The sequence below is a fragment of the Gemmatimonadota bacterium genome (genome assembly GCA_016712265.1).
Taxonomy (GTDB): Bacteria; Gemmatimonadota; Gemmatimonadetes; order Gemmatimonadales; family Gemmatimonadaceae; genus RBC101.
Map to the genome: position 1 here is coordinate 1 of JADJRJ010000004.1, position 19,050 is coordinate 19,050.

Sequence of the window (19,050 nt, forward strand, 5' to 3'; positions counted from 1 at the left end):
GCGACCGGGAGCACCCCCGGCCAGCGCCCCGGCACCAGCGGTGCGAGGGACATGAGCAGCGCGACGGACACCACGTGGACGACGGTCGCGAGCAGCGCGAGGACGACATGCGCCGCGACCGCGCGTGGGCGTTGCGGCCCGAGCACGCTCCACCGTCGCGAGGCCGCCCCGATGGCGGGGACGATCATCAGCCATGGCATCCACCAGGCGACGTTGTGATACAACAGGACGCCCCAGGATGCCGCCGGGGGCCTCACCGTCGACACCAACACCTCGCGCGCGACATCCAGCGCCAGAAAGCAGGTCACGCCAACGGCGGTCCAGCGATTGAACAACAAGCGCCGTGTGGTACCGGCGGCGGTGCTCAATGAAAGACCTTCAGGACCTGTTCCCGAAAGCTGCGGCTCAGGCGCAGTTGCTTGCCATCGTGGAGAATGACGAGGTAGTCCCCGCTGAACCAGGGCTGGATCTCCTTGATGGCGGCAAGGCGTACCGCCGTCGACCGATGAATGCGTACGAAGGCCGAGGGATCGAGCGAGGCCATCAGGGACTGAAGGGTCATGCGGATCTCATGCATCCGTCCGGGGCCGTGCAGGCGCAGGGAGTTGCCGGCGGCTTCGATCCAGTCGATCTCCTGCACGGGGACGAACTGGTAGCGCTCGCCGGCGCGCACGAGGATGCGACGGGTGTACCGCGCGGCCGACGTTCCGGCGGTGGCATTGCCTAACGCGGCCAGCAGTGCCTCGAGCCGACCCCCGTGCCCGGCGGCGCTGGTCCGTGCGCGCTCGAGTGCCCGCAGGAGGCGGGCGTCGTCGAACGGCTTGAGGACGTAGTCCACCGCCTCGACCTCAAAGGCCTGCAATGCGAACTGGTCGTGGGCCGTAACAAACACGGTCGGCGGCATCTGCGCCGGCCCGATCTCGCGGATGACGTCAAGGCCGGAGAGCCCGGGCATCTGGATATCCAGCACGACGATATCGGGCTCCAACCGTCGAATGTCGCGGATGGCATCCTCGCCGCAGGTGCTTTCGCCCACCACCTGGTACCCTGGCGCGGGGTCCAGCGCGAAGCGGATGCAATCACGCCCGAGGGCTTCGTCGTCGACGATGAGGACGGAGGTGGTGGACACGGATCGGAATGGGGTGGCAGGCGATGCCAGGGTGATCCCGAAGTGTCGTCGCTCCCGGGGGTGGTCGGAAGAGGAGAGTGACAGGGCGCGTGTCCGCGGTTCGGGTGGCACCGGGTGTTTCCGGGCCGTGCTCGGGCCGTGCGCGGGCCGCCGGGCGTCCGCCGGATCAGGTGTTCGCCGCTCATCCTGTGACCCTGCCACTCATCGGGCTCCAGCGCGAACCATCACCACGGCAAGACGCCGCGGTGACTCGTGCGTGTCTACCATGGCAACCTTTCCGGAGGCACCATGGCCGCGGTACACCGTCCGCTCATTCTCCTCTCCATTCTTGGCACCGCGACGCTCGCCCACGCGCAAGCGCCGGTACCATCCGCAGTCACGTGGGGGATCCTCGGCGGTGGCAGCAATCCCGCCGATGACTACCGACGCGGCACCGAGCGGTACACCGCCCTGGTGCTACAACGACGTGTTGCCCCACGCCACAGCCTGCGCTTCGAACTGGCGCGTGATACGGAGCTGGGCTCATCACCGCTTGGCGTGACGTGCGACCACTGCATCACATCGACGCAGTACAGCGGGACATCGTATGGGGCGATGGTGAACTGGGTCTACGAGCGGCGCGTCGGAAAGCGCGTCCGGCCGTACGTGTACTACGGGTTCGGGATCTTCCATGGGAGTTCCGAGTTCCGCCCGGGGCGCTGTCCATCGGGAACGTGTGTCCTCGGGGCATTTCAACAACCATCGGACGACGCCGGATGGGGTCAGGCCCGCGCGGCTGGCATTGGGGTCAAGGCCGAGTGGCGACGTGTGCACGCCTTTGCGGAGTTGCGAGGTTCGTACATCGGCGGAGGGGGATCCCGCGGTGCCGATGGGTTGATCATTGGGTTCAGCGTGCGGTGACCCTGCCCTGCGAGTGAAATCCCGACCTCGTCCAGGGTCCGCAGCTCGCGGCATTCTGCAGCTAGCGCTGACGGCCGGAGTACCCAAGCACTCCGCGTGTGATGAGCTGTGGTCGCGCCGACTCAGAACTCGCCGATGAACCCGATCTCCGGCTCCAGCTGAACCCCATGCTGCTGCTGCACCGCGGCCTGCGCATGCGCGATCAACGCACGCACGTCGGCCGCGGTCGCTGCCCCCAGGTTGACCATGATGTTGGCATGCATGTGTGAGATCTGCGCGTCGCCGATGCGGTGCCCCTTGAGCCCGCACTGATCGACCAATCGTCCTGCGCCAACGCCCTCGATCTTCTTGAAGATCGACCCCGCGCTCGGATGAATCTCCAGCCAGGGGTGCCGGGCACCACGCCAGCTGAGGTTTTCCTGCAGGATCCGATGCATGGCCGCGGGATCACCAGGCTGCAGCGCGAACGTCACCGCGAGCGCGATGTCCTTCGCGTGGTGAAAGACCGAGTCGTCGTACCCAAACGCGAGATACTCCGGCCCCACGATCTTCCGCTCGCCGGATTCAGTCAGCACCTCGCATGACTCTACCACCTCGGCGATGAACATCGTCCGCGCGCGTTCCGGTGCCGGGGACAGGAAATGCAGGTTCTGCCAGACGGCGCCGCCGACCGTGGACGGGATACCGATGTAGTGTTCCAGCCCGCTGAGCTCCGCCCCGATCGCGGCGAAGATCAGCTCCTTGATGGTCGTCCCGCTCTCGGCCCACAGGTGCGTCGGGTCGACCTGCCGCCAGTGCCGGGCCACATTCCGGATGACGAGCCCGCGAAAGCCCTTGTCGCCGACCAGGATGTTCGCCCCCAACCCGAGGACGAAATGGGGTACGCCCAGTTCCCGCGCCAAAATGACCGCGTTTGCCAGGTCATCGGTCGAGGTGGCATCGTATAGAAGGTCCGCCGGACCGCCGATGCGGAACGTGGTGTATGGAGCCAGCGGCACGCCGGTGCGCAGGCGGTCCAGGTCCAGAAAGGACCGGGCCGCAGTCGTAAAACGATCGAGCGGGCTTGGCATCAGGGAAAGATCAGGTGGAGGACCCGAAGTCGGTAGCGTCAGATGGCCGTCCCCCGGCGTTCGCGGCGGGGAGCCGGTCACCAGGTCGCGGTCTCACCAGCACATCAACACAGGAATTCCATTGGCTCGCTTGCTCCGCCGCGTCACCCCGGCCCTCCTCACGCTGCTGCTGGTCCCCGCGCTGGCCACCGCCCAGCGCGCCGAGTTGGAAAAGATCCTCTCGAAGAAGCTCCTCCCCAACGGGATGGAGATTGTCGTGCTCGAGAATCATGGGGTGCCACTTGCGACGGTGGAGCTCAATGTGCGCAACGGGTCCTTCACCCAGGGCAAGGGCTACGAGGGCCTCGCCCACCTGTATGAGCACATGTTCTTCAAGGCGAACGACGCGGCCCCCAACCCTGACGAGTTCGTGTCGCGGGCCTCGGACCTTGGGGCGGTGTTCAATGCGACCACACAGGAGGAACGCGTCAACTATTACATGACGCTCCGGAAGGACTCGGTCGAGGGGGCGATCAAGCTCATGGCCGCCGCGATGCGCACCCCCATGTTCCTCAAGGAGGAGCTCGAGCGTGAACGCGAGGTCGTCCTCGGCGAATACGATCGCCAGGAATCCAATCCACACTGGGCCTTCCAGCGCGACCTCAACATGGCGCTGTATCCCGGCCAATACTCCCGCAAGAACGTGATCGGGGATCGTGAGATCCTGCGCACGGTCGAACCCGCAAAACTCTTTGAAATCCAGAAGAAGTATTACATCCCCAACAACACGGTGCTGATCGTCACGGGGGACGTGAAGCCGGCGGAGATCTTCCGGCTGGCCGAAGCGGCGTTTGGTGATTGGAAGCCCGGCCCTGACCCGTTCAAGACGGACCCGATCCCCCGATCCCGGCACTCAAGGGGAACGAGGTGGTGATCACCGAGCAACCGGTGAACGCGGTCACGGTCTGGGTCACGTGGCAAGGTCCGAGTGTGCGCAAGGATCCCCAGGCGACCTTTGCCGCTGATGTCTTCTCGGACGTGATCAACCAGTCGCTCTCCACCTTCCAGCGCCGCCTCACGGACACCGGGCTCTTCCAGTCCGTGGGGTTCAATTACTACACGCTCGACCAGGTCGGCCCGATCTCCATCCAGGGGCAGACCACGCCGGAGAAGCTCAAGGCCGCGCTGGCCGCGCTGGACAAGGAGATCATGCAGCTCGGCGATCCCGGCTACATCACGGCCGACCAGCTGGAGGCGGCCAAGGCGGAGCGCGCCGTGTCCACGGCGTTCGGGATGGAGCGTGCGAGCGACTTCGCTCACACCCTGGGCTTCTGGTGGTCGGTCGCGGACCTCGAGTACTACATGGGCTACATCGACAACATGGCCAAACAGACGCTGCAGGACCTGCAAGCCTACGCGAAGAAGTACATCATCGGGAAGCCACGCATCACGGGGGTCCTGATCGACCCCGAGTCACGCAAGGCGCTCGGATTGACCAAGGCCGACCTGCTGCCACGGGTGATCCAATGAGTTTCCAGACGGCAGACGGCAGACGGCGGATGGGTGACGGCAGACGGCAGACGGCAGATGGCAGATGGCCGACCTGTTCGGGCGTTCTCACAGCGGTATTCCTGTTCCTCGGCCTGCTGCAACCAGCGGCGTTGCGCGCCCAGGCCGCAGCCGACTCCACGTCGACGTTTGACGTGGGTGGCATCCGCGTCATCCATCGCCCGGCAGGCGGCGACATGGTCGTCGCCAACCTCTACCTGCTCGGCGGCGTCCGGCAGGTCACCTGGGAGAACGCGGGGATTGAGCTGCTGATGCTCGCCGCGAGCGAGAACGGCACGCGCACCTACTCCCGCGAGCGGCTGCGCCGCCTCATGACGCGGCTCGGCACAGGGATCTCGATCGATGCAGAGACCGATTGGTCGTCGATCGGGGTACGCGCGACGCGAGCGACCTTTGACTCCACCTGGGCCGTGATGGCGAGCCGCGTGGTGGAACCCACGTTCGACCCGGGGGAACTGGAGGTCGTGCGCCAGCAGTTCCTGCTCGCGGTCAAGCAGCGACAAGACTCGCCGGATGCCCTCGCCGAGTTCCTGGCCGACTCGCTCGCGTACGACGGTCATCCGTATGCGGTGCCTCCGTCGGGCACCGCAACCAGCGTCGCAAGCATCACCCAGGCGGGTCTCAAGGCGTATCACACCCAGCAGGTCGTGAAGTCACGGATGCTGGTGGTGGTGGTGGGCAACGTGACCCGCGACAAGATCACGCGCCTGGTGAGCTCGACGCTGGGGAAGTTGCCGGCCGGCACGTACACCTGGTCGCTCCCCGATACGCTCCCGCGACGTCGCGCCGCCGCGTACGGCCTGCAGCGGGACCTCCCGACCAACTTCATCCTCGGGCGGTACGCCGGCCCGCACGCCAGCACGAAGGACGCGTACGCCCTCCGCATCGCCACGGCGATCCTCTCGGGCCAGTTCTTTGGCGAGGTACGGTCGCGGCGCAACCTGACCTATGCGGTCGACGCGCCCTACATCGATCGTGCGGTGAGCGGGGGCGGGGTGTACGTGAGCACGGTCTCGCCGCAGGTCACCATCGACGTGATGCGACAGCAACTCGCGGCCGTACGCACGAGCACCGTCAACCCCGAGGCGCTCAACAAGCTGATCCAGCAGTTCATCACGCAGTTCTTTCTGGAGAACGAGACCCTCGGCGCACAGGCGGACTTCCTCGCCAAGTCTTTCCTGTTCGAGGGAGATCTCCAGGCGGCCGGGCACCTGGAAGCGATGCTGCGCTCGATTACCCCGGCCGACATCCAGCGCGTGGCGCAGCGGTGGATCAAGGACGTGCAGTGGGCCTACATCGGGGATGTGTCCAAGCTGCCGAAGGCGAGCATGGAGCGCTGGTAGGGAATAGACGGCAGACGGCAACACGCACGGGTGTTGCGCGGACCGACGAACCACAGGGCGTACTACCAGCCGCGGACCACCGTGCGCAGGGACTCCACCAGGGAGCCGGCCGCCGAAGGTCGCGCCCCACGCGCGAGCCATACGGCGACGATCTCGCGCGTCAGCGCCCGCTCCGTCACCGGCACAAACACACAGGCGCTCCCCCGATGCCGCGCGGCGGCCATCGCTGGCACAATGGACACGCCAACCCCCGCGGCCACGAGTTCCAGCACCGTCGCCAGCTGCGCTCCCCGGCATACCACATCCAGCTGAATGCCCTGCCGGTTGCAGAACTCCGCGACCTGGTCACTCAGGCAATGCACGGCGTCGAGGGTAATCGCCGGCGCATCGCGCAGTTCCGCGAGGGTGATGGTTCCGGCGCGCGCGGCCGGATGGTGGGTCGGGACGGCGACCACGAGCGGATCGGCGCCTAACGCGTCCACCACGAGGGAGGGGTCAAAGGGATACGGCTGCGCCGCAATCGCCACATCCAGCTCGCCGTCGGCCAGCATTCGCATCAGCGCTGCGCTGTGCGACTCGTGGATCGACACCCGCTGGGCCGGATGCTTGTCCCGCAGGCGGCGTAGCGCATCGGGCACCAGGTAGGGCGCCACGGTCGGGATCACCCCGACCCGCAACACCGCGGGCGCCTCGTCGTGCTGGCGAACGGCGTCCTCCGCCTCCCTGAACTCCTCCAGGATCCGGCGAGCCCGGGGAATGAGTGCCGTCCCGGCGTCCGTGGGGGCGACCCCGCGGCCATGCCTCCGAAAGAGGGGCGCGCCAAAGTGCCGCTCGAGACGCTGGATCTGGAGGGTCAGCGAGGGCTGCGAGATCCCCAGCGCCCGGGCCGCGCGGCTGAGCGACCCCTCGTCCACCGTCTTCAGGAACGCCCGGAACAGGGTGCTGTCCATGCGATCCATAGTAACTGGCTATGGCTGGTATAGCCACGCACCCGTTGTTGGCTATGACTCAGCGCCGTAGGATGAGATTGCTATGCGAGTCGGACGCTCTCGGGGCCCCTCCGGCCGATTCGCGCGCTGTCCGCCCACCCCCAACGCCTCGAGAACGCCTTATGTCGCACCCCACCGAAGGGACCGGCAAATGCCCGGTCAACCACGGCGCCCACACAGCAGGAAGTGGCCGCTCCAACCGTGATTGGTGGCCCAACCAGCTCAAGTTGGGCATCCTCCACCAGAACCCTCCGGCCGGCGATCCCCACGGCGCGGACTTCGACTACGCGGCCGAGTTCAAGAGCCTGGACCTCGACGCCGTCGTGAAGGACCTGCACGCCTTGATGACCGATTCGCAGGAGTGGTGGCCGGCGGACTTCGGCCATTACGGTGGCCTGTTCATCCGCATGGCCTGGCACAGCGCGGGGACCTATCGCACCGCGGACGGACGCGGTGGCGCGGGCTCCGGCACACAACGGTTTGCCCCGCTCAACTCCTGGCCGGACAACGGCAACCTCGACAAGGCGCGTCGCCTCCTGTGGCCGATCAAGGCGAAGTATGGCCGCAAGCTTTCGTGGGCCGACCTGATGATCCTCGCGGGGAACGTGGCCATCGACTCGATGGGACTGAAGACCTTCGGCTTCGGCGGTGGTCGCGCCGACGTATGGGAACCGGAGCAGGACGTCTATTGGGGTGCAGAGACGGCGTGGCTCGGAGATGCGCGTTACGCGGGAGACCGCGAGCTGGAGAACCCGCTGGCCGCGGTGCAGATGGGGCTCATTTACGTGAACCCCGAGGGACCGAACGGCAAGCCGGATCCGCTCGCCTCGGCGCGGGACATCCGCGAGACGTTCAAGCGGATGGCGATGAACGATGAGGAAACAGTGGCGCTGGTGGCCGGCGGCCACACCTTCGGCAAGATGCACGGCGCGGGCGACCCCGCGCTCGTCGGCCCGGAGCCGGAAGGCGCGCCGATCGAGGAGCAGGGGTTCGGCTGGAAGAACCGCCTGGGGACCGGGAAGGGGCAGCACACCACGACGTCCGGACTCGAGGGCGCGTGGACCCCTAACCCGACGAAGTGGGACAATGGCTACTTCGACACGTTGTTCGGGTGGGAGTGGGAGCTCGTCAAGAGCCCGGCCGGCGCGTGGATCTGGGAGCCGACCGACAAGGTGAAGGCCGCAACGGTTCCGGACGCGCACGTGCCGGGACGCAAGGTCCTCCCCGCGATGTCCACCGCCGACATGGCGATGCGCATGGACCCGGCATACGAGAAGATCTCGCGCCGTTTCCACGCCAACCCGGACCAACTGGCCGACGCGTTCTCGCGCGCCTGGTTCAAGCTCACGCATCGCGACATGGGCCCTCGCGCCCGCTACCTCGGCAAGCTCGTCCCGGCCGAAGTGTTGATCTGGCAGGACCCGATTCCTGCGGTGAACCACCCGCTGGTCGACGCACAGGACATCGCCGACCTCAAGGCGAAGATCCTCGCGAGTGGCCTCCCCATCTCGCAGCTCGTGGCGACGGCGTGGGCTTCGGCCTCAACGTTCCGTGGGTCGGACAAGCGCGGTGGCGCCAACGGCGCCCGCATTGCGCTCGCGCCGCAGAAGGGCTGGGAGGTCAACCAGCCGGCAAAGCTCGCGCGCGCGCTCGAGGTCCTCACCAGAGTGCTGGAGGCGTTCAACGCATCGCAGGGGAGTGGCAAGCGCATCTCCCTCTCCGATCTCATCGTGCTGGGTGGCTGTGCGGCGATCGAGGCGGCGGCGAAGGCCGGTGGAGTGAACATCGAGGTGCCGTTCACGCCGGGCCGCATGGACGCGACCCAGGCCCAGACGGACGTTGAGTCCTTCGAGGTGATGGAGCCGATGGCGGATGGCTTCCGGAACTACCAGAAGAAGGCCTACAGCGTCGTGGCCGAGGAGCTCCTGCTGGACAAGGCGCAGCTCCTGACGCTGACCGCACCGGAGATGACGGTATTGGTGGGCGGGCTGCGCGTCCTCAACGCCAACCATGGTCAGTCCCGGCACGGGGCCTTCACCACCAGGCCCGAGGTGCTCACGAACGACTTCTTCGTGAACCTGCTGGACATGGGCACCACCTGGTCACCGGCGTCCGCGGCCGGGGACCTGTTCGAGGGCAAGGATCGCGCGACGGGCGACGTGAAGTGGACGGGCACCCGCGTAGATCTGATCTTTGGCTCCAATTCGCAGCTGCGCGCGCTGGCCGAGGTGTATGCGTCGGCCGACGCGAAAGAGGCCTTCGTGAAGGCGTTCGTGGCGGCATGGACGAAGGTGATGCACCTGGATCGGTTCGACCTGGCCTGATCGGTCGCGGCCACCCGTGACGCCGGTGGTGTTTCACGAAGCCCGGATGGCGCGAGAGTGAGAAAATCGGGGAGACATGCACGTTGATGGAGCGGCCCTCCATCCCCGTGCATGTCTCCCTTCTTTCGTTCTGTCTTCCTGCGACTCGGCGCCCTCGCCACCCTCGGCGCCTGCTCGACCGACCGCCCCCTCGCGCCCGCGGCCATGGGGACGCCGGCCCTGAACGTGGTGCCCCCGCCCAAGGCGTACCGCGCGATCGTCCCGGCGGGGCTGGGGGGCTATCTCTCCGACGTCAACGACAAGCTTCAGGTCGCTGGCTGGGACGGGCTCGACGCGTACCTGTACGACGTGCGTTCGGCGAACACACGAGTGTTGCCACGGCGTGGTTGGTACGCCGCACAGAGCCGTGCGATCAACGCCTTCGGCGACATCGGCGGGTTCGTGAGCGACGTGAACTCCGTCCCCTCACCGACCGTCTGGCTGGCGTCGGCCACTCGACCCACCGTGTACCCGGTGGATGGATGGACTTACGGACTCAACGACTTGCTGATGGCCGTGGGCTCCTATCGCCCGGCGGCTGGCGTCACACGAGCGTTTGTCTGGAACCTCAAGACCGGTGCGTTTGACCGGCTGCCCATTCCCAAGGGCGCGGTCAACTCGTACGCCGAGGACATCAACAACGACAACATCATCATCGGCAGCATAGACGGGTGGGGCCCCGTGGTGTGGCGGCCCTCGGCGTCCGGCTACTCCATCACCCGAATCACGGGCTTCAGTTCCCTGACGGGGATCGACGGCGGCCTGGGTGTGGTGGGCACGCAGTCCGTTGCCGGCGGGAGCCAGCAGGCCGTCTTCGGCAGTCCGCAGCTGCAGGGTGCCTTTGTCGGCCCGTGGAGCGCTGCTTATGACGTCAACGGGTGGGGCATCGCGGTCGGCACCGTCTTGACTCCCGCCGGCGTCTTTCTGCCGTGGATCGGCGATCGGGCGGGCACCATCACTTACCTGCCACATCCCACGGCCCAACCGGGCACCGCGAGCGCGCAGGCGGTGGCGGTGAACAACTGCGGCTTCGTCGTTGGCATCTCCGTGGTCGGGGGCGTGTACGTCCCCACCTTGTGGGATCCTGGTTGTTAAGCTGAGCTGACGGGCCCGCACGGTCGACCGGGGGAAGGACGGCGGCCGCTGCGGTGCCTGACTTGCGGCTGCGCGTGCCATGTCCAGTTCCGGCGGCGGGCGACGCTACCCGGGTGAACCTGCGCGACCCCGTCTCATGGACGAGGTCGTCTCACCCACGCGCCGATGCGCTCGCTCCTCGTACTCATCGCCCTCGCCTCCCTCGCGGCCTGCCGCGAGCCAACCCAGCCACCGAAGGACCCCGAACGTCCAGACCGGGCGGTCCAGGGGAGCATGGGTCCGAGTATCACCCCGTGTCAGTGGCGTTGGCGCCAACCCGTCAGCGGCAACTGGACAGACACCACCAAGTGGTCCCCGAGCGGTGTTCCCTCATCTGGCCAGGTCTGCATTGATCGACCCGGGACGTACATCGTCAACGTGGATGGTGGAGTACACACCCTCAGCGACCTCGACCTCGGTCCTTCCACGCAGCTCACCTGGCGGTGGCCAACCACTCCGGCCTACGCGTCGGCGGGCGTACTGAAGTGCCATCCGGAGGGGCGTTGCACCTGGTGGCACAGGTTCCGCAACCGCTGGGGACTGTGTTCGAGTTCGATCATCTCGTGAATCGCGATAGCCTCACGATTGCCGAGCGCGTGCACGCCGGTTTTGTGGAGAACCACGGCACCATGGTCATGCAGCAGCTCGTGCGCAGTGCAAAGTTGGTGTTCGACTCACTCGAGACGGATGGAACGGTGCGCCTCGTGGGGTTGGCGGAGTGGATTTCTGCCAACCGCGCTGTCCTGGCTGGTGACATCGCGAAGACGGATCCGTCCGCGCATCTTCACGTGCGACCTCAGGGAGGACGGCATCCCGTCGTCGAGTGGCGCGGTGCGGCCCCTGCCATCACGAGTGCCGGCAGACACGGGGCGTGCCGCGGTGTTGGTGAGCGAGTCCGATCTCCACCTCAACTCAATTCTCAACGACGGGGCGATCGACGTTGCCTCTGGCGCCCGTATTGTTCGCGTCACAGGTGACGTTGAGTACGGGACGAGCCTGCGAACCTGGGCGGACCCGGGCGGACGCGTCGAGCTGGCCGAGGAACCGGGGGAACGCTCGAGGAATCCGGGTGAGTGGTGCCTTGCTTCTGGGGGACACCCTGGGCACGACGGCTCCACTGCCGCTGCGGGTGATCGGCAGCCTCCGCGCCTACGGATCGATCACGGTCACCGACAGCGTCGTCTACTCTGGCGCCCTTCTCTCGAACTACGATACGCTGAACGTCACGAGTGGCCACCTCGACCTGCGAACCGGGACGTATGTGGGCTCATCGGCGAGTGCGCAACTCGGCCCGATGACCATCGGGGCCGGTGCGCGCCTGGAGGGCGAAGGAACAGTAGGTGACGTGCAGGTAGTCGGGGGAACCGTCGCTCCTGGAGGTGTCCTCCAGAAGGTTCTCCAGGTGGGATCGCTCGCCCTGGACTCGCAGAGTACCGTGAGCCTGAGCTACTTCGCGGCCTCCGATTTTGACCAACTTGTTGTTGCAGGTGCCTTGAGTGCAGCCGGTTCATTGGTGCCCGCGACGTACAACGGTCGATGTGGCGAGGTGTTTCCGGCAATCGTGCGGCCGGCCGCCCTGTCCTCCGGAGCCTTCAGTCCCGGGGGCAGCCAGTATCCTGGGGTCGGTTGGCGGGCATGGCCGGCGGGGGACACGATCCTCGCCGTTGGGCACGACCCCAGCGCGCTCGTCTCCGCGCGGAGCAGTGGTGCGCTCATTGAGGGAGCACCGCCGATCGCCGGCCACGTCTGCCTGGGCGGAACGGGCCCGACCGCCCCGGTCCACGCCACCTTCGCGTCGGTCTTCGGCGAGTTCACCATGTCACCAAGCCAGGTGACGTTCAACGTGGCGACCTGGGGACTGCCCGTCCCGGTCACGGTCAGCGCGGTAGATGATGCACGCGCGGATGGCCAGGTGCTCGACTCGCTGTCCCAGACGCTCGCCAGCGCGGATCCCGCCTATCAGGGCTATACACGGAGGGTGCCGGCCTACGTCAATGACAATGACCCGCCGGTCGACCTCGCGCTGACCCTGGTCTCCGCGCCGTCGGTGGTCAACCTGAGCCAGGTTGCCGAGGCACGCTATCGCATCACCAACAACGGTCCCGGCACCTCGACTGGATCCAGCCTCTCCATTCCTTCGCTGGTCGGCGTGACCTACCAATCCGCTGGCGCGGGGGTCACCTGTACGACCTCCGCCAGTACGTTGACCTGCACGGTGGGAGCCCTGGCCAGCGGGGCGAGCCTGGAGTTCGTTGTCGTGTTCAGGGCGTCGACGTCGGGCAGCTGGACCAACACGGCACAGGTGAGCGGCAGTGACTATGACCACGTGAGCACGAACAACTCGGCGGCGTGGATGTTTACCGTCCCCTGAGTGCCGCCCGCATCTCGGCCGACTCGCCCTAGGCCCGTCCCCGGGGCGAGTCCCCGTGGTGGCTATGGACGCGGCGCGTCCACGGGGGCGCGCTGGGGCGCAGGCAGTCGTTTGGCTTCCACGCAGTGGCCGTCTCCCCCTTCCCGAGCGCGCGATACACCGCGGCGAGCCGGTCGATCGTCCCGTTCCACATGATCGGTGCGCGCGATGGGTTGCTGCCAGGGCGGCGAGCGCCTTCTCGTAGTGTGTCACCGCCTCCGGGCGTTTGCCCAACTCGGCGTAGCTACGCGCCATCCCACCGTATGACGCCGCCGTCGACGGATGGTTGGGCCCCAATGCCGCCGTCCGCACCTGCACGGCAGCCGCGTACTCCACGAGCGCCTCGCGATAGCGCTTCATGTTGATCAGCGTGGCCGCGGTCGCGTTCAGGGCGTCGCCCACCAGCGGGTGTCCGGGGCCGACCGTGCGGCGGAAGAACGCCACGGCGTCGCGCTTCATGCGCAGCGCCTCTCCAGGGCGGCCGAGGGCTTCCACGGTGGACGCAATATTCAGCTGCGTGATGCCGATGCTCGGATGCGACGGGTCAAGGGTCGCGCGACGCATGGCGAGCGCACGTTGCTGGATCGGCTCGGCCTCCGCCGGCCGTTGCTGCTCGTACAGGTTGGCACCCAGGTTGCTCAACGTGACCGCGAGCAGGGGATGCGGGTCCGGGAGTGCCGCCTCCACGATAGCCGTGATCTCACGCAGCAAGGTCTCCGCAGGCGCAAACTTGCGCTGGACCATCAACTGCGTGGCCAGGTTGTTCATGGGACCGGCCACCCGAGGGTGCTGTGATCCGAGATCGGCCCGCGCCATCTCGATCGCCGCGACCAGCAGGGACTCGCCCTCGGCGAACCGCGCGAGGTTACCCAACAGCGAGCCGAGGTCCGACAGGCGATCTGCAACCTCCACATCGTCGTCGGGGTGCACTTCGCGCGCCAGCGCTAGCGCCTCGCGGTAGATGGGTTCGGCCTCTGCCAGACGGCCCTGCGTGCGGACGCTGTTCGCCAGCGTGGTGAGCGCCCGCACACGATCCTTGCGGCCTGCGGTATCTCGCGCGAGCAGCGGGAGCACACGGCGGAGGGTGCTCTCCGCGGTCGCCGCGCGTCCCGCTTGCCACGCCACGGTACCTAACGAAAGTTCGGTCGCGGCGATGTCGGTAGCGCCCGGCGCCAGCACCCGTCGGCGGATCGCCAGCGCCTCGTTGTACAACTGTTCCGCGGCGGGATAGTCGCCGAGATCGGCCCAGGCTCGGCCAAGGAGATGTAGCAGGCGTGCCTGGAGGAGTGGCTGTGCGGCGAGGTCGCGGCGGACCTGGGTGGCACCCTCCACCATGAAGGTCGCGCGCGCGCAACGTGTCCCGTCGCTCAACGCCCGCGGCAGAGGGACTCGGTGAACGAAACAGGGTTTCCATGAAGCCGGACACCTGCAGGGCCGCGTCACGCTCAAGGGCAATCGCGGCGGCCTGTGCGCGACTGACGCGCGCCGCGCGCACGGACACCACCACCAGCGAGGCGAGGGCGATGAACAAACCGGCTGCTGCTGCGACCGCGGCCCGATGGCGGCGCACGAAGCGCCGGGCCACGCACGCAAGCGTCTCCGGGTCGCGCCTCGACGGGAAAGCCGTCCAGGTAACGGCGCACATCCGCGGCAAGTTCCGACGCCGACCCGTACCGGCGTTCTGGTTCCTTGCGCACGGCCTTCGCGATGATTGCATCGAGGTCACCCGCGATCGCCGCGGGTGGCACTGGCGATGTGGCAAGGCCGACCGCCCGAAGGCGCGATGCGTCGGCCGCGGCAATACTCGCGGGTAGGGGATCGTCCTCGCACACCGCGTGTGGCAGCGCGGTGGTTGGCGTCAATTGATACGGCCGGCTCCCTGCAAGAAGCTGGTAGAGCAGGACGCCCAGGGCGTAGACATCCGTGGCCGTCGTCACCGCTTCGCCGCGAAACTGCTCCGGGGCCGCATGTTCAGGGGTGAGGAGCAGCAGGTCCCCGGTCTCTGGCGACGTCGCCGACGCATCGAGGACCTTGGCGATCCCGAAGTCGAGCAACCGCACCTTACCGTCCGCGGTGACCAGAATGTTGCTCGGCTTGAGGTCGCGGTGAATCACGAGGTGGCCGTGGGCGGCATGCACGGCCTCACACACCGTGCGGAACAGCGCGAGTCGCTCGCGGAGCCCCAGGGCGTGCTCACGTGCCCACTGCGTGATCGGGATCCCGTCGACGAACTGCATGGCCAGCCACGGCGTGCCGTCGTCGGTCAGGCCGCCGTCGAGCAGCGTCGCAATATTGGGGTGCTGCACGCGGGCGAGGATCTGTCGCTCGCTACGGAAGCGCTGCAGCATGGCGTCAGGTCGCGTCCCGCGCGCATTACCTTCACGGCCGCCTGTTGCTCATACTCGCGCGTCGGCACGGTGGGCGCGGTACACGTCGCCCATCCCTCCGCGCCCAATCAGCTCGTCTATTGCCCAGGGGCCAAGGCGCGAGCCCGTGATGCGGCCGTCGGATGGCAGGTGACCCGAGGGTGTCAGCAGGCGGTCGGGATAGGCGTCACCGCCTGCCGAGTCATGGCCGGCGAGGAGGTCCAGACTTCGCGCTGCAGCGTCGCGTCGCCTCCGCAGAGACGCGGCCACAAAGGCTCCGCGTTCCTCGGCACGAAGCTCCACCGCGCGCACAAAGATGGACTCGACCTGCGCCCAGCGTTCGACCTTGGCTGCACTCATCTTGCGTTCCCCGCCCCGTGTGCTGTAGCTCTTGCCAGGCGCCGCCGTCCCCTGCCTTTCATGTCCGACGACCCCATCTCCCGATCGATGTCCCGGCTGCGCGCCGGGGATTCAGGGCGCTCGACGAGCTCTTCCCCTGATCTATGACGAGCTGAAGGGAATCGCCAGAGCGCACCTGGCGCACGAAGCCACGGGCCACACCCTCGGCCCAACCGGGCTCGTCCATGAGGCGCACCTCCAACTCACGCGGCGCGCCCAGCTCGCCCCAGCCGACCGCGTGCATTTCCTCAACATGGCCGCGCAGGCGATGCGGCGCATCCTCATTGACCATGCGCGCGCCCGCAAGCGACTCAAGCGCGGGTCGGGGATGCAGGTGGAGCTGTTGGACGAGATCCAGTCACTGATGACCGACGGGGCCGCGGATGAACTGGTCGCACTGGACGACGCGCTCGATCGGTTCGTCGCGCTCAACCCCGCGAGGGGCGCGCGTTGTTGAGCTGCGGTTCTTTGCGGGGCTGACCTGGAGGAGACGGCGTCGACGCTGAGCGTGTCGCTCAAGACCGTGCAACGCGACTGGTTGGTCGCCCGGGCGTGGTTGCGCAAGGAGATCGACGGAGACCTCGGCGCGCTCGACCGTTGAGCGGCCGGCCCGGCCCCTGGACGGCCTCGCTCGTTACTCGCACGCGATCGCCTCGTTGTGAGGAGCAGCGATCCCTCACTGCCTACTTGAGCATCGACCCTCGCTGTTCACTCGAACAGCGAGCCAATGATCTCCATGATCGTCGCGAATACCCCCTCGGCCGCGCCACCCACCGCATCGACCGCACCCATCGCCGCCTCAGCGGCCCCTTCCGGGCCGATGTTCGCCGCCGCCCCGGTCAGGCTGCCCAACCCATGCGCCGCGGCACCAGCGGTGTAGATCACCGCATCAGGTGCCCAAAAGAGCGTGTGCAACAACACATCCCCGGCGACGGCCCCGGCCACACTCCCGCGGGGCACGCTGAGCTCCGCCGACAGCGACCACACTCCGCAACTCGGCGTGGTCAAACCACACGCCACGGCAGCTCGCGCACACGTCGAGCGTCAGGCGTCCATGCTGCCGTCGCGCGAGCGTCTGGTCGCACACCGGACGGGCCAGCTCGTTCTTGCGGCCACACACCTCGCACCGCGGCGCGTCGCGGTCGAGCGGGGTGTGACATCCGTGGCACGGTGGCTTTGGCGCAGATCGTCGCGGCGGAATGAGCCGCCACAGCTCGGCGAGGAGGTGCCGCGTGAGCTGCTGCACTTCACCGCGCTCGAACCGGACACCGCCACACCGCGAGGCAGTGATCGAGCGTGAGCCCGCCGCTACGCCCATTGAGCTGTACCTTCTCCATCACACGCCAAAGGCAGACCGGACAAGGAAAGCGCGCCTCCACCGGGCGACGAGGTGTCGCTGACACCACCGGCACATCAGCCATCGGTGAGCCGTCGCGGCGCGTCGGACGGAGTCGCTGGCAGCTGCCCGACGTGGATGGTGTAGTAGATCACGCCGTCCTCGGTAAAGTCGATATCGGCGGCCTCGCGTCGCACCATCGCGTCGAGCCGCTCCCTGCACCTGCGCCGCGGGCAGGGCGAGCGCGACGACCACGTCGTTCACGGTCAAGCGACCGTTGTGCTGCCGGGCGAGGCGTTGCAGCTCGGACTCGATGGTCTGGTCCCGCAACTGGTCGATGCGCTCGCGCGAGGTGCGCGTGCCACGCAGCAGGTTGAAGCCCACGACCGCGGGGAGGACCGCGGTCAACAAGACGACGAACAGCGCCGTGGGCGAAAGTAAGACCAGCCCCGACGCGCAGGAAACCCAGCAACATGAAGCCGGCGATCACGAGCAATGCGATGCCACCGAACCTGCGCCCGGACATGGATTCTCCCTCGGTTGCGTCAGCAGATCCTATCGCCCCCATCGGTTATCGGCACCGCGCCTTGGCGCTGAAACGATCGGGGACCGCCGTCAGGCACGAGGGGACCCGCCCGCGTGACGGCGGGCGACTGCCGCGTCCCTCACCGGGGCTGGTTGGGGTCGCGGCGAGTTCCACGCGGCGCCCGGGGGGATGGGGCGACGCCCGGCGGAGTGACTGCTCCACCTCGTCCTGCGCCGCGATGAGGCGCGCCACTTAGTCGGACGTCGCGCGCGAGCCCGATGTGTGTCGCCACACTGTGCGGGCTAACGGCGCCGGCATGGAGGTCGCAGGAGCTGCAGGCAGATGGTCTCCATGGCACTGACTGCATCCTTGAGCCGCGCGCTGAGCTCATCCCGCGTGGAACGTACGGGTTGCAGTACCGCTCGTCCGTGGCATCCTGTCCGCCGCGTCAAGCGCGGCGGCGGCGATTTCATCGTGTTTCTGCCGGAGGACGCTGGCGTCCTGCTGCAAGCGACACCAACACATCGGGAACATCTCCCAGCGTCGCACGGGTGGCACGCGGAGGCCCCTCAAACAACTCGGCGGCGGTAAAGCCCAGCGAGGTTCGGTGGCGCGGTGCGTGACGGCGCTCGCGGACGTTGCACCCTGCCGAGGTGCGACGCGCGATCGCCAAACAAGCCGCCCTTGATGGGTCCAGTCCACAGCGTCGACCAGAAGGTGGGTAGCCGGGTCGCGACGGCGCTGGAACGGCGAGAGCCATCCGGCCCCGTCCAGGATGCCGGTGGCGACTCCGTAACCATGGGACCGAGGAAGTCCTTCAACGCAGTAGTCACCAGGGCACGATCGGGGCCGTCGCGGCACCGCCAAGCACTGACGACCGTTTGGCTGCTGCTGAGAATCTTCAGGCGATAGTTAGAACGAAGAACCCGCGACCACTTACGTCTTCGCGGACGCGTTCCATTTCAGATGCAGAACGCCAGGGCGAGATCCTGATGTGCAATGGTTGATAAACAAACGCCCGATGAAATGGACGTAAACAGGGTGATCCCAGCGTCCGGGAGTCGTACGCTTTGTGGCTGCATTTGAAATACGACCGGTGAAGCAATCAGGAATTGGTCGGTTACTGCCACTCAGGCGCACTGACGTCTTTGCCCAAAGGCGGGCGTGTGCTCTCACCAACTTTTTATCATGGGCGGCGGTGCGACGCCTTCCTGTTTTTTACGGTCAACCGGATGATGGGGCGGATCCTTTGGTAAACGATCCACCGGCGCGAAGCCGGCTTCCGTGGCACGCTAACCCCGTCGACGCAATGGCTGCAGCGCCGTCTCGCTGACCTGCCGCGCCATCACCTCGGTGGGCGTCTCCCTCGAACGGGGCCGACCAGACAAGGCGTAGAATGCCGTCGCGCCTAACGCGTACAGGTCCTCCGGGCATCAGGCAGCCTGTGGCCGAGCACCTGCTCAGGGCTCATGAACTCCGGCGTGCCGACGATGCGATCCTCGGGGCATCACCAATCGCGGCGGCAATCCCGAAGTCC

At 67.2% G+C, this 19,050-nt stretch carries 16 protein-coding genes and 1 pseudogene; 8 read left to right on the forward strand and 9 right to left on the reverse strand.

Translation table 11 applies throughout. From position 1 onward, the window contains the following. Both IPK85_00450 and IPK85_00455 read right to left on the reverse strand, forming a co-directional pair. The coding region (locus IPK85_00450; GenBank protein MBK8245874.1) for a hypothetical protein at positions 1-368 on the reverse strand (368 nt) is incomplete at its 3' end. Beyond that, positions 365-1,129 (reverse strand): response regulator transcription factor, encoded by a 765-nt coding sequence (locus IPK85_00455; GenBank protein ID MBK8245875.1) that lies wholly within the window; start codon positions 1,127-1,129, stop codon positions 365-367. The genes IPK85_00450 and IPK85_00455, both read right to left, overlap by 4 nt. Before the next feature lie 288 nt (positions 1,130-1,417). Between IPK85_00455 and IPK85_00460 the strand changes: the two genes are divergently transcribed. Further along, positions 1,418-2,029, forward strand: a complete 612-nt coding sequence (locus IPK85_00460; GenBank protein ID MBK8245876.1) for a hypothetical protein — start codon at positions 1,418-1,420, stop codon at positions 2,027-2,029. Between the two features lie 122 nt (positions 2,030-2,151). Here the strand turns inward: IPK85_00460 and murB are convergent, their stop codons facing one another. Then, entirely contained in the window at positions 2,152-3,099 is a 948-nt protein-coding gene (murB, locus tag IPK85_00465; protein MBK8245877.1) for a UDP-N-acetylmuramate dehydrogenase, read from the reverse strand. A 121-nt stretch (positions 3,100-3,220) separates the two neighbouring features. On the opposite strand from murB, the gene IPK85_00470 reads away from it, so the two are divergent. From IPK85_00470 to IPK85_00480, 3 genes are read left to right on the forward strand one after another with little or no spacing between them, the layout of a single operon-like run. Further along, positions 3,221-4,012: an insulinase family protein gene (locus IPK85_00470; protein MBK8245878.1), complete on the forward strand. Its 792-nt coding sequence runs from the start codon at positions 3,221-3,223 to the stop codon at positions 4,010-4,012. Beyond that, positions 4,009-4,608: an insulinase family protein gene (locus IPK85_00475; protein ID MBK8245879.1), complete on the forward strand. Its 600-nt coding sequence runs from the start codon at positions 4,009-4,011 to the stop codon at positions 4,606-4,608. The genes IPK85_00470 and IPK85_00475 overlap by 4 nt, the downstream gene beginning before the upstream one ends. Further along, complete coding sequence (locus tag IPK85_00480) at positions 4,605-5,990, forward strand: insulinase family protein (GenBank protein MBK8245880.1); 1,386 nt, start codon at positions 4,605-4,607, stop codon at positions 5,988-5,990. The genes IPK85_00475 and IPK85_00480 overlap by 4 nt, the downstream gene beginning before the upstream one ends. A 62-nt stretch (positions 5,991-6,052) precedes the next feature. Here the strand turns inward: IPK85_00480 and IPK85_00485 are convergent, their stop codons facing one another. Next, complete coding sequence (locus IPK85_00485; protein ID MBK8245881.1) at positions 6,053-6,940, reverse strand: LysR family transcriptional regulator; 888 nt, start codon at positions 6,938-6,940, stop codon at positions 6,053-6,055. 161 nt (positions 6,941-7,101) lie between these two features. Here IPK85_00485 and katG point away from each other — a divergent pair, with 161 nt between their 5' ends. The 3 genes from katG (at position 7,102) to IPK85_00500 (ending at position 11,043) form a co-directional block, all read left to right on the forward strand. Beyond that, positions 7,102-9,303 (forward strand): catalase/peroxidase HPI, encoded by a 2,202-nt coding sequence (gene katG / locus IPK85_00490; protein MBK8245882.1) that lies wholly within the window; start codon positions 7,102-7,104, stop codon positions 9,301-9,303. 111 nt (positions 9,304-9,414) lie between these two features. Further along, positions 9,415-10,437 carry a hypothetical protein gene (locus IPK85_00495; GenBank protein MBK8245883.1) on the forward strand — a complete coding sequence of 341 codons (1,023 nt, stop codon included), beginning with the start codon at positions 9,415-9,417 and terminating at the stop codon, positions 10,435-10,437. A gap of 165 nt (positions 10,438-10,602) precedes the next feature. Next, on the forward strand, positions 10,603-11,043 hold the full coding sequence (locus IPK85_00500; protein ID MBK8245884.1) for a hypothetical protein: 441 nt from the start codon (positions 10,603-10,605) through the stop codon (positions 11,041-11,043). A gap of 1,252 nt (positions 11,044-12,295) precedes the next feature. On the opposite strand, the gene IPK85_00505 is transcribed toward IPK85_00500, so the two are convergent. From IPK85_00505 to IPK85_00515, 3 genes are all read right to left on the reverse strand, one after another. After that, positions 12,296-14,257 carry a tetratricopeptide repeat protein gene (locus IPK85_00505; protein MBK8245885.1) on the reverse strand — a complete coding sequence of 654 codons (1,962 nt, stop codon included), beginning with the start codon at positions 14,255-14,257 and terminating at the stop codon, positions 12,296-12,298. A gap of 74 nt (positions 14,258-14,331) precedes the next feature. Then, positions 14,332-15,234, reverse strand: coding sequence for a serine/threonine protein kinase (locus IPK85_00510; GenBank protein MBK8245886.1), 903 nt, complete (start codon positions 15,232-15,234; stop codon positions 14,332-14,334). A gap of 48 nt (positions 15,235-15,282) precedes the next feature. Then, positions 15,283-15,612: a hypothetical protein gene (locus IPK85_00515; GenBank protein ID MBK8245887.1), complete on the reverse strand. Its 330-nt coding sequence runs from the start codon at positions 15,610-15,612 to the stop codon at positions 15,283-15,285. 109 nt (positions 15,613-15,721) lie between these two features. Here IPK85_00515 and IPK85_00520 point away from each other — a divergent pair. Then, positions 15,722-16,252 (forward strand): annotated as a pseudogene (locus IPK85_00520) (sigma-70 family RNA polymerase sigma factor). A 107-nt stretch (positions 16,253-16,359) separates the two neighbouring features. Here IPK85_00520 and IPK85_00525 read toward each other — a convergent pair. Together IPK85_00525 and IPK85_00530 are read right to left on the reverse strand one after the other, a co-directional pair. Next, positions 16,360-16,638, reverse strand: coding sequence for a hypothetical protein (locus tag IPK85_00525; GenBank protein ID MBK8245888.1), 279 nt, complete (start codon positions 16,636-16,638; stop codon positions 16,360-16,362). Further along, a complete protein-coding gene (locus tag IPK85_00530) occupies positions 16,541-16,897 on the reverse strand; it encodes a zf-TFIIB domain-containing protein (protein ID MBK8245889.1) in 357 nt (118 codons plus the stop codon). The genes IPK85_00525 and IPK85_00530 overlap by 98 nt, the downstream gene beginning before the upstream one ends. Positions 16,898-19,050: the final 2,153 nt, after the last annotated feature.